Here is an 11170-nt window from a genome sequence, read left to right as displayed (position 1 = left end):
CAGGGCGTCCATGGCGGCGAGGTCGGCGGGGTCGGAGACGGAGGTGTACCGGTTGTAGGGCACGCCGTCACGGATGGCGGGCGCGTAGTCGCCGCGCAGCAGCAGCCCGGTGACCCGCTCCCAGTCCCACACATGCCCGCTGACGACACACATCTCGAACATGTCGAGCCAGGTCCGCGCGGTGGGCGCCTCCTTGACGACGTCCCGGAAGGTGATGGGCCCGTCCCCGAACTCGTCGTCGTCCGGGTCCGTGCTGATCCGCTCCCCTACGAGGGGGAACCGGAGTTCCTGGTCCCCGCTCGGGAAGCACATGATGCTCAGCACTCCGTGCACACACTCCGCGGCGGTGACGGCGACCGTGCCGGCCGCAGCGTCGAGCCCCGGCTCCGTCACCGTTCGCGCGGCGACATGGTCGAGCAGTTCGTCCGCCATGGCCCGGATCAGCGTCGGCGAGATGCTGCCGTACCGCAGCGAGTGCCAGCGCGTGTAGGCCCGCCCGTCGATGTCGTCGAGCGCCGCGGCCAACCGCTGCTCGCCAACCTGATGGCATGCCACATTCCGCACGTACCCCGTCCCTTCATGAACTCCACTACTGGACGAAGCACGTTATCAGCGGGCCCTGACAGCCCTGGGACTTGTCCGGGCGATCAAGGTGCTGGCGGCTGAGGCACGGCGGGATTGCGGACGGTCGCTTCAGCTTGAGGACATGGCTGGCACACGACGCCGTGTGCCATGAGCTCTTTCCAACCTCACGGTGCCGACCACGAGTTGGACGGCCCTGCGCAACGGCGAAGCTCCTGGTAGACGGGTTCTCGACCAGGATCGCCCGCAGCCGCCAGGAGCTTCGCGTGCTTGTCCACCCTTCCCCAAGCTCTCGGCTTCGCTCGAGCAGGGGAGGCCCCATTCGATCGGCCTGTCCACCCGCACCCTTCAGTACCTGGCGGGGCGGCTCCGGGCTCGGCGGCGGGCGATCGGGACGCGGTGGCGACGCCTGCCGGTCGAGGGCCAGGCCCTGCCGGCCCTGGCCCACCTGCGGTGCGGCGACACCTGCGCCCGGCTCGCCACCGGCTTCCGCCTCGGCACCGCGACCGTCTACCGCTGCATACGCGAGGCCATCGACGTCCTGGCCGCTTTGGCCCCTACCCTGGACGAGGCGATGAAGACCGTACGGACGAAGGCATTCGCAATCCTGGACGACACCCTGCTGCCGATCGATCGGATCGCCGCCGACACCCCGTACTGCTCCGGGAAACACAAACGCCCCGGCATGAACGTCCAGGTCCTCACCGACCCATTCGGGCGGCTCCTGTGGGTCTCACCCGCACTGCCCGGGTCCACCCATGACCTGACCGCCGCACGCACTCACGGCATCATCAACGCGCTCGTCGAGGCAGGCGTGAAGCGCTGGGCGGACAAGGCGTAACAGGGCGCCGGCCGACCGGTCCGCGTGCCGTTTCGGGGCCGTCGACTCAAGCGGTGGATGCGCCTGCACAACAGCAGCCACGCCAAGACCCGCTGCCTCGGCAAGCAGCAGGCCACGGCCCTCCTCAAGGGCTGGCGGCTGCTACGCAAGCTCCGCTGCAGCACCAACCGGATCACCGACATCGTGAAGGCCGTCGTCGTCCTTCAGCACGCCTCAACCTGAGGTTGAAAAGGGCTCAGTACGTCGATGCCTTCAACCGCGGCGATGCGAAGGCGATGGGAGCAGCATGCGTTGACCCCATGCAGATTCTCGACGGGATGGCACCGCATGTGTGGCAGGGGCCGACCGCCAGCGAGGGCTGGTGGAGGGACGCGCTTACCGAGGGTGAGCATGTAGGGGCTTCGGGGGTACCGCATCGCCCTCGGTGAGCCACGGCATGTCGATGTGGCCGGCGATCACGCCTACGTCGTTGTTCCCGCGACCATGACATTCGACCTGCAGGGCAAGCAGGTCACGCAAACCGGCTCGGTGTTCACGGTGGCGCTTCGCGAAGTGCACAGAGAGTGACGGCTCACGGCCTGGGCGTGGGCAAGGGCGCCTGACCCGCCAGACGTCGGCGACGGCAAGGCGACAGCTGGGGCCTGGTCGGACGGAACCAGTCGGCCACCGGTCCGGGCGCAGCACGGGATCCTGGTGGGGCTTTGGTAACGATCAGCCACCCTCCGCCGGTGGGCCCACGAGTAAGCTGCCCGGCCTCCGCCTCTGCGGCCGGCAGCGCATCCCACAGCCCCTCCCGCTCAGCGAGCGCGTCCAGCCGTCCGGTGCCACGCTGAATGTGGGTTCCGGCCTGTGAAATGCGGAGGAGCGGACATGGAGATCAAGCCGCAGGCGGTCGCCATCCCCAAGGAGACGGGCCATCTGGAACAGGGGAAGTACGGCCCCGTCTTTCCGAGGACTCCGGCCTGTTACGGGTTCACGATCATCGCCGACGTCAAGCCGGGCAGAGCCGAGGCGATACGGGAGCACGGCCACACCCTGGCCAAGGCGCTGGAACAGGACCCCCACCTTCTCGCCCCGTTGAAGCTGCACTACCTGCGCTGGGTCCTGTTCGACAACGACACCCGGTTCATGTACCAGGGGATCTTCGACACCGACTTCGACAAGTACACCGAGGACGCCGTCGCCCTGTTCAGCAAGGCGGGAGTGAGCACCACCTTCGAGAACCTCGAAGGGTTTCCCGAGGATTGGCGCACGAACCCCGAGGCGTTCGTGCGCTTTGTGCGGGAGCACCACTGTCCGAGCTTCATCGAGTACGGAGAGTATCCGTATGTGACGGCGGACGAGATCAAGAAGGCGCTGCGGATCAAGAGCGCCCTGTCGGAGATGCTCGACCAGATGCAGTGAGGCTGGGCGAAATGAGCGAGGTCAGGACAGCACGCACGTACAACCAGAGGCACGTTCCGCGGGAGTACACCCCTGGCGGGCGGCGGGTGAGCATCTACGTCTCGTGGAGCTATCCGGCGGAGGCCGGCCGCAACACGGCCGAGCTGGACAACCGCTTCTCCACGATGACCGAGGTCAGGCGGGTGGCGTGGCCCGCGTACGAGGACCCGAAGTGGTCGGACCCGTACCGGTTCCAGCAGGGCATCGCCGGGTCGCTGGAGCTGTTCTTCTGGGCCTGGGTGCCCTTCCAGGACTTCGTCGAGGGGGTTACGGGACATCCCGTCCCGGTGTACCAGCGCATCGACCAGGCGGGCTTCTTCACCCCGCTCGACGAGCGGGTGCTCGACGACACCGACGTGCTGTTCGTGTTCGGGCTGGACCACGCGGTCACCGAGCAGGAGGCACAACCCGGGGAGATCGAGGCGCTGCGGGCGTTCCTCGGCCGGGAGGATGCCCGTCTGATCCTGGGCCCGCACCACGATGTCGGCGCCTCGGACGACCTGAAGGTCCGGGAGATGGAATACCGCCACCACGGCGATCCCCTGGTGCCCCGGCAGCAGCGATTCGCCACCTATGTCAGGGACGTGATGAAGGGCCTCGGCGTGCCGGTCATGAACCGGTACGGGCTGCGCCCGGCGACGCGCGAGGGCAACCAGATCGCCCCGCTGTCCACGGTCCGGGACCTGGATCCGAAGGGCTGGCTAGAGGGGGTGACGAACTTCAACTTCCATATGCACCTGCCGCACTACGACGTGACTACGGACGACCCGGACGGCGTCCGCGTGCTGGCTAGGCAGCCGATCGACACCTCCAGGCCGCATCCGTTCACCGAGGCCGGCAACACGGAGTTCAACATGTTCCTGTGGATGCCGCCCCGCGGTGACCGCGCGGCTGATCTGCTGCTGGCGGACTCGACCATCTTCAGCTCCTTGTTCGGCGGGGACGACAGCCTGCGCAACTTCTGGCGCAACCTCGTCTCCAAGTAGGGCGGGCGGGGAGGCCACGGTGAACGTTCAAACGGACATCGCGCTGGAACTCCAAGACATCCAACGCGGGGTTCTCAGCCCCCGGCCGACGCCCTACGCAGCGACCTATATAGCCTTCCGCATCGACGACCGAGATCACGGCCGGGAGCTGATGCGGCGCGCGAGTACGGCGGTGACCTCCGCGGCGGACCCGGTCAGCCCACTCGGAGAGACCTGGGTGAGTGTGGCCGTCAGCTGCCGCGGCCTTCAGGCCCTGGGGGTGCCGCGCACCTCGCTGGACACCTTCGTTTGGGAGTTCCGGCAGGGGATGGCGGCACGCGCCAAGGCCCTGGGCGATGTGGGCGAAAGCAGCCCGGAACACTGGGAAGCACCGCTGGGCAGCCCCGATGTGCATGTGGTGATCACGGCGGTCGCGCCCGATGCCGCGCACCTGGAGGCGGCGGTCGACCGCGCCCGCCCCGTGTACGACCGGCTGTCCGGCGTGAGGGCGATATGGCGGCAGGACTGCTACGCACTGCCCACCGAGACCGAACACTTCGGCTACCGCGACGGCGTCAGCCATCCGGCCGTCGAAGGCAGTGGCATACCAGGATCCAACCAGCTGGAAGTACCGCTAAAAGCCGGGGAGTTCGTCCTCGGCTACCGGGACGAGATCGGCGGCATCCAGAGCCCACAGCCCACCGTTCTGGGACGCAACGGCAGCTACGCCGTCTTTCGCAAGCTCCACCAGGACGTCGCCGAGTTCCGCCGCTATCTGAAGGACAACTCCACCGGGCCCCAGGACGAGGAACTGATCGCCGCGAAGATCATGGGACGCTGGCGCAGCGGCGCTCCCCTGGCGCTGGCTCCACAAGCCGACGATCCCGCGCTCGGTGCCGACCCGTACCGCCGTAACACCTTCCTGTACGAGAGCGACGATCCGGCGGGGTTCAAGACGCCCGGAGGCTGTCACATCCGCCGGGCCAATCCCCGCGACGCGGCGGTGGCGGGAGAGGTGCGGCTGCACCGCATGATCCGGCGCGGCGCCGTGTACGGCCCGCCGCTGCCCGAGGGGGTGCTGGAGGACGACGGGGCCGACCGCGGTCTGATGTTCGCGTTCATCGGCGCGCATCTGGGGCGGCAGTTCGAGTTCGTCCAGTCGCAGTGGATGAACGACGGCGTCTTCTTCGGTGCGAACAACGCCCAGGACCCCGTGACCGGATCCCGCGATGGCTCCACCGGCTTCACCATTCCCCGCAGGCCGCTGCGCCGGTGCCTCGCCGCACTGCCGCGGTTCGTCGTCACCCGGGGAGGCGAGTACTGCTTTCTGCCGAGTCTGACCGCCCTGCGTTGGCTCGGCGACCTGCGCGACTGACAGCGTGGCGACGAGCCGCCTCAGCACTGTTCCCAGATGCCGCCGCCCGAGGGGAAGCCTGATGGAGACCCTGCACCTGGTGCTCAACGCAGTCACCGTCATCTTCATCGCGTCCACCATGTTCGCCGCCGGCCTGGGCGCCACGGTCCCGGCGCTGCGCGGTGTCCTCACCGACGTCCCGCTCCTGGTCCTGGCGCTGATCACCAACATGGTGGTCGTCCCGCTGCTCGGCTGGGGCATCGGTGCGCTGTTCGGCCTGCCCTCCGCCTCCTTCATCGCGCTCATCCTGGTCGCCGCCTCCCCGGGCGGGCCCTTCGGGGCGAAACTCGCCATGGTGCAAAGCGGTGACGTCGTCGGCGGCGCGGCAATGCAGGTGCTGCTCGCCTCCGTAGGCAGCATCACCTTCGCCCCCACCGTCAACGGCCTGCTGACCGCCGCCGACGTCGGCACCAACGTCTCCCTCGACGTCGGAGCGCTGGTACGCACCGTGGCCCTGCTGCAACTCGTCCCCTTCGCCATCGGCCTGCTGATACGCCACTACGCCGAGCCCACCGCACGCTCGTGGCACCCCACGGCAGCGGCGGTCTCCAACGTCACGTTCCTGATCGTCCTGGCGGGCATGCTGCTCGGCAACTGGCAGGACGTCGTCGCACTCCTCGGCTCCCTCGCCCTCCTCGCCGGGTTCCTGCTCTCGGCCATCGCCTTCGCCGCAGGGACGCTGCTGGCCACGGGCCCGCCCGTGCGGCGCACCACCATGGGCGGCGTCACATCGGTGCGCAACGCCGGTCCCGCGCTGGCCGCGATCGGCATCGCCTTCAACGACGAGCCCGCCATCCTCGGCGCACTCGCCGCCATCCTGCTCAGCGGCCTGGCAGCAGCCCTGCCGATCGCCACCTTGCTCAGCAGGCGGCGACGCCCGCCTACGACAGTGGTGACAGAGGTGCCTGCCGATGGCCGACCACATGAGCCGGGAACCGGCGTTGACCCGTGAGAACTGCCGGAAGGAGCCATGGTCCGACGCCCTGACGTCACGCAACGCCAATTTGTTGGCGGAGTCGTCCCAGGGCAGCGATAGCGCTGGAACCTACCGGCGGGTTACTTGCTCCCTGGTGCCTGAGCTAGGACTACAGGGCCGTACTCCGCGGGCACGTCCCGCCACGGAACACCGGTCCGAACCCGGAACCGTATGCCTTCAATCAGCCGCCGCCGGGGCCAGACATGCGGTCGACCTGCCTTCGTGCCCATCGACAGCAGCGGCTCCAGCACCGCCCACTGCTCGTCCGTGAGATCTCCCCGGCCCATGATTCATGATCACTCACGGTCCAAGATCCACTTTCGGCACACGGCCTAGGGGGATTGGTCCCGGGGCGGGGTCAAAGCCGCAGACCGGCAGGCAGGCCAGGGCACCGGCTTTCCGTTTCCCCAGTGTGTGACATGGCGGCGACGGTCTCGGCGTCGATGGCCAACCGCCGCAGTACAGGGAGGGAGGTGGCGACGACCTGGCCGCGGGCCGCGAGTTCCGCCACGCCCCACTGATGCAGATCCAGCCGTCTGGCCACCTCGTCCGGGGACAACTGCCGTGCACGGCCTTCGTGAAGAGCGCTCACGGCGGCAGGCTCACCGCTCCAATGCCCGTCCGGCGACCGGGCATTGGCGTATAGCTCGGCGCCACTGCGATCGGTGATGGTGACGCAGTGCACGGCAAGGCTCTCCTCGAGCGCCGCGACCGTCTCCGGCATCATCCGGTACGCCAGGTCATGCTGATCCGGCAGGGTCCAGCGACCGCTTTCCAGAAACCGGAGCAGGCCGTCCAAGCGGCTGCGCTCGGCGCGCACCGCAAGGCCGATGGCTTCGACCCGGCGGCCCAGGCCGGCGAATTCCTCCGCCGTGGCCACAGTCATGGTCGGATTCCTGAAGTCGCCTTCAAGCACCAGGCTGTAGCCGTTGTCCCGCGCGTACTCAATACTCATTCGTACCCAGGCACCGGAAGCCTGTCCGGTGGCTTCGGGATACAGCCACGGCTCGTTGGCCAGGATCTCCTGATGCCGGGGGTGGAACCTACGCAGCTCGTCGCCGGTCAGGTGGACCAAATGACGTTCGGTGTTGCGTTGTGCGCAGTCCGCCACGGCCCGGCTCTTGCCCGCGGCGGACTGGCCGCCCAACAGGGCCAGTACGGACCGGTTCTGCAGGGCGTAGCCAAAGAAGACGAAGTCCTTGACCCGCTCCTCGAAACGGTCTCGCAGCTGTTCCTCGGCGAGGAAGCAGTCGCTCGCCCCCGCCGCAAACCCCGGCGGCAGGGGATATGGGCGGATCGCCGGGGGCGATCCTCGCCCGGACGCGAACCCTGGACCGGGCGCAGTTCGAGAACCAGCGGACAACAAACTCGTGTCCTTCCTGCAGCGGATTGCCCGTCGCCGTCAGCCTGTCCGGCGCCCTCGCAAGCAAGTCCGCAGGCTACCGGGCAGCCGGTGGACAGTAACGGGAAGACCCTCGGGCGGTGAGCCCGTGCCGGCATTGAGGGCCGCCGCCCCGCCTCCGCCCGGCTTGCGCACAGCGTTCCGAATATCACACGACAGGATGCATCTGGAGCGGTGTGTGGACGGCGTACGAGATGGGGAGACATCCGCCGGACTGATGCATGATCGGGAGGTCGTGCAGTGAAGCCGTTACCCGTCTCTTCCCGGCTGCACAAGAAAGCCGCTCTGGCATCCCTCGCGGCAGCCTCCTCCGTGTGCCTGGCCATAGCCCGGCCACCGCGTCGGCCCCGGCAGCAGCCCCCGCCACCACAACGTTCGACAGCCCCGGCTACTGGGCTTACGTGGTGCCGAACGGCGTCAGCAGCATCCACGTCCTTGTCGTCGACGGAGGCGGGGCGGAGGCGGAGCCAACAACGACGGTCCACTCACCGGAGGCGGCGGAGGCGGCAGCAGCGCCCGTGCGGTCGCGTGCGACATTCCCGTCCATGACGGGAAAAGCTCGCCATCGCCGTAGGCGCGGGCGGCAACGGCGTACAGAGCAGAAAAGAGGACGGCAAGCACGGAGGCCAGGGCGGCTCGTCCGGCGTTGACCTCCCCGGAGGACGCCTGGCCTCCGCCTCAGGAGGCTCGCCCGGCCATGGTGGTGATGGGTCCGGCGCCTTCGGCAGCGGAGACGGCGGAAGCGGAGGCCGGGTCGGCGGAGGCGCCCTGCGCCAGGCGAAAAACTACAAGTATTGGGAGGGCGGAGCAGGCAGAGCCGGCAGCGATGACTCCCGCAACGATCCCGGACTTCCCCGACCCGCCGGCAGAGCCCCCGTTGTCCCGTAGCGCTACGGAGCGGGGCGAGCATCGACGGGCGCGGCAGGGTCGGAAGCGATACGGAGGTGCACGTGGTGGTCCGCGCTGTCATCACTCTGGTGCGCTGCAGCGGGAGCGGGAAGTCGGAAGCATCTCCTATGGTGCTTTTGCCCGGCTCTGACAGGACGGAAGGGCTTGGTGGTCCCGCGCTCCGATCGCACGTCGCACGGGACCGCCCCGGGCAACGTGCGCGGGTGCGTGCCGCCTGTCAGCTCCGCGCCGGTTTCGGGGCCGGCCTCCGGTCACTCCTGACCAAGTGCGTTTGCGGTCCGGTTCATTCTTTCCGTGCTGGTTCGATGTCATTTCTGGAGATGGTCAGGAGCACTGGTTCTGTCACACCGATGTCGCGCAGTGCGGTGGCGGTGACCTCGGCCGCCCAGATGGCACTGTCGAGCGACCAGAGCGGCAGGGAACAGGAGATCGACGCCACGTTCTGCATGCCCTCGGCCTGTACCTCCCCGGCAAGGCATCGAGCCAGCCCGCGTGTCGGTGGGGCGGGTTCGCCGGGGTGGATGGACAGGCGGCCGCAGGAGCGTTCGAGGAGTTGTACGTCGACTTGCCGTGCCCGGTTCGACAGACCGGCTGACTCCCGGGCCGCGATGGTGATGACACAGCCGGCCGCCGGCCCTGGCCCCGAAGTGGCCACCCAGTCCGCGGCCTGGGACAAGTAGGCGAGGCTGTCGTCCGGGGACAGTTGCAGGGGCACGATCATGTGCACCCCGGTGAGCGTGTACACGCCCATGTGGTGCAGTGCATCGCCGAGGACGGTAGCTACTGGCAGAAGGGGAAGCCGCTGGCCGTGCAGTTGTTCCTGTACCGCGACCTGCATCCAGACCAGTTGGCGGACAAGACCGTCCTCCGTCCAGTCCTCCCCCGCATCGTTGTGCCCCCACCGGCAGCCGTCCAGCGGGCCGCGGCCCAGATGAGTGCTGCTCCAGCCGTAGGCTTCCGCCCTGGTCACGGCAAGGCTGAACGCGTCCTCGTCCTCCAGGTCGTTCTCGGCAAGGAGGCCGACGATCCACGGGTGCCGGCGAAATACCCCGTGCAGGCCCATGATGAGGGTCGGATCACTCGCGTCCATGTCCTACTTCATTCCGCTTCTATGCTCCGCACGACAGGGTGACGGTCTTGGTGACCGCCTTCTCAGGGGAGTCCGCGATACCGATCAGGTCGACATCGATGACGCTGCGCCACTTGGTTCTGTCCCTGTTCTCGCACTCCTTGCGGGCGTTGGCGCGGCGGGAACTGGCGCCTTTGCCGCCGGCCTTCACACTCTTGGATCCTGATGCGACAGTCTTCCAGGTGCCTCCATGCCTGGTCTGAAGCCAGATGGTGACCTTCGCCTTCGCGCTCTTGTGCTTTCCGAGCGGGTCGAGCCACCATCCGTGTGCTGATGCTCTCGCGGGCGGTGTGCTGGACACGTGTACATGGTCTCCGTCGGTGACGAACCCGCCGACGTCCGGTGGCCTGGCCTCGGGAGCGGCGTAGGCCGACGGTGCGGCCATGCCGACGAGCACAGCCACAGCCAAGGCGAACGGGAAAGGTGTACGCATGGGACTCCCAGAAGGTGGAGAAGCGGCTGGGCGGTTGAAGTCCTGCTGATCTTTTACAGCCACGCGGGCAGCAACCTCTCTCGCGGGCCAGTTCACCCGATCGATTCGGGAGTACGGCCTGTTGACTCCCTGCCGCCAGCGTGCCGGGACCGGGGTGCTCTGCCGGAGGACCGTGACCGGCCGGCTCGTCGTCGAGCATGCGAAGCCCGTCCGCCTGCTGCTGGAGCTGCCCGTCCCGGTCCTCACGGCCCCGCCCGCGAACACGCAGCCCGGCCTCACGCTCACCAGGGACCGCGGCCTGGTCGAACGGACCGTGGTAAACGGTGCGCTCGCCGCGGCAGGTCCCGAGACCCTGCCCCAGCCCGACGGCTCGGTGCGCCTGTACGCGACGTGGACACAGGGCGGCGAGCCCCTGCTGTGGCACCGCTACCTGGAAGACGACCCGATCGTTGAGCGGCACTGGCTCGGCCGCTGGAAAAGGACCGCGCGGTACCCGCGACGCTCACCACCATGACGCTCGGCCCCCACGGCAACGACATTCGACCTCGGCATCGCAGCACTCACCCGGTGGACGCCCCCGGGCGTTGGGGATGTCAGTGCCCTTTGGCAGGGTGGCCGTATGAGCAAAGTAGTCAACTACTCCATGGCGAACCGCGGAGAGATCGCGCGTTTTCTGCCCGCCCGGGACCCGAGCACCGAGGAATCGCGGCTCCTGGACAGGATGCGGGAGCGGGCGCGGGCACGCCAGGAGAGTCTCGATGCCCAGGAGGTGGACTGGGGGCTGTCGGTTAAGGACGCGCTGGAAGAGCTGATTGCCGGTCGGGCCGATTCCACCGCGGAGTACGCCGGCAGCGCCTACTACGCAGCCCTCCAGATCATCATCGACCACAACGCATCCGACTCCGCCACCCTGGCGAGTTACCGAAGTCCCACCACTTTCTTCTCCGCTCTGGACGACGCGCTGAGCGCAGCTGGTGTGAGGGCGGACCTGCTGCCCTACCAGTACATCTACAGCGGTCCGCCCTCGGAGATCGGGTTCTGCATCCCCAGACCCCCGGAGGGCTCTCCGGAGATCG

10 protein-coding genes and 3 pseudogenes are annotated in these 11170 nt (G+C 68.2%); 8 read left to right on the top strand and 5 right to left on the bottom strand.

The annotated features are described in order from the left end of the window. Window positions 1–564, bottom strand: a pseudogene (locus ACWCXX_RS39160) (hypothetical protein); the annotation flags it as partial. Between the two features lie 343 nt (window positions 565–907). Between ACWCXX_RS39160 and ACWCXX_RS39155 the strand changes: the two are divergent. From ACWCXX_RS39155 to ACWCXX_RS39130, 6 genes and pseudogenes are all read left to right on the top strand, one after another. Further along, window positions 908–1645 (top strand): annotated as a pseudogene (locus tag ACWCXX_RS39155) (transposase family protein). A 222-nt stretch (window positions 1646–1867) separates the two neighbouring features. After that, window positions 1868–1990, top strand: coding sequence for a hypothetical protein (locus tag ACWCXX_RS39150; protein ID WP_451135807.1), 123 nt, complete (start codon window positions 1868–1870; stop codon window positions 1988–1990). Window positions 1991–2293: 303 nt separating this feature from the next. Further along, a complete protein-coding gene (locus ACWCXX_RS39145; RefSeq protein ID WP_451135805.1) occupies window positions 2294–2827 on the top strand; it encodes a hypothetical protein in 534 nt (177 codons plus the stop codon). A gap of 11 nt (window positions 2828–2838) precedes the next feature. Next, the gene (locus ACWCXX_RS39140) at window positions 2839–3852 is read left to right on the top strand and encodes a hypothetical protein (RefSeq protein WP_451135803.1); all 1014 of its coding nucleotides are present in this window, start codon (window positions 2839–2841) and stop codon (window positions 3850–3852) included. A 19-nt stretch (window positions 3853–3871) separates the two neighbouring features. Continuing rightward, window positions 3872–5206, top strand: coding sequence for a Dyp-type peroxidase (locus tag ACWCXX_RS39135; RefSeq protein WP_451135801.1), 1335 nt, complete (start codon window positions 3872–3874; stop codon window positions 5204–5206). Between the two features lie 61 nt (window positions 5207–5267). Then, window positions 5268–6197 (top strand): bile acid:sodium symporter family protein, encoded by a 930-nt coding sequence (locus ACWCXX_RS39130; RefSeq protein ID WP_451135799.1) that lies wholly within the window; start codon window positions 5268–5270, stop codon window positions 6195–6197. 140 nt (window positions 6198–6337) lie between these two features. Here the strand turns inward: ACWCXX_RS39130 and ACWCXX_RS39125 are convergent. The 4 genes and pseudogenes from ACWCXX_RS39125 to ACWCXX_RS39110 form a co-directional block, all read right to left on the bottom strand. Then, window positions 6338–6508 (bottom strand): annotated as a pseudogene (locus tag ACWCXX_RS39125) (transposase); the annotation flags it as partial. Window positions 6509–6579: 71 nt separating this feature from the next. Further along, window positions 6580–7587 carry a zeta toxin family protein gene (locus ACWCXX_RS39120; protein ID WP_451135797.1) on the bottom strand — a complete coding sequence of 336 codons (1008 nt, stop codon included), beginning with the start codon at window positions 7585–7587 and terminating at the stop codon, window positions 6580–6582. Window positions 7588–8815: 1228 nt separating this feature from the next. After that, entirely contained in the window at window positions 8816–9595 is a 780-nt protein-coding gene (locus ACWCXX_RS39115; protein WP_451135795.1) for a hypothetical protein, read from the bottom strand. A 46-nt stretch (window positions 9596–9641) separates the two neighbouring features. Then, complete coding sequence (locus tag ACWCXX_RS39110; protein WP_451135793.1) at window positions 9642–10046, bottom strand: hypothetical protein; 405 nt, start codon at window positions 10044–10046, stop codon at window positions 9642–9644. A gap of 220 nt (window positions 10047–10266) precedes the next feature. Here ACWCXX_RS39110 and ACWCXX_RS39105 point away from each other — a divergent pair, with 220 nt between their 5' ends. Both ACWCXX_RS39105 and ACWCXX_RS39100 read left to right on the top strand, forming a co-directional pair. Beyond that, window positions 10267–10608, top strand: coding sequence for a hypothetical protein (locus tag ACWCXX_RS39105; protein WP_451135791.1), 342 nt, complete (start codon window positions 10267–10269; stop codon window positions 10606–10608). Window positions 10609–10713: 105 nt separating this feature from the next. After that, window positions 10714–11170: DUF7691 family protein (locus ACWCXX_RS39100; RefSeq protein ID WP_451135789.1), on the top strand; the 457-nt coding region annotated here is incomplete at its 3' end.

It is taken from the genome of Streptomyces sp. NPDC001732 (assembly GCF_053596315.1).
The sequence above is the reverse complement of the archived record's forward strand: the minus strand, read 5'-3'. Positions and strand labels throughout refer to the sequence as shown.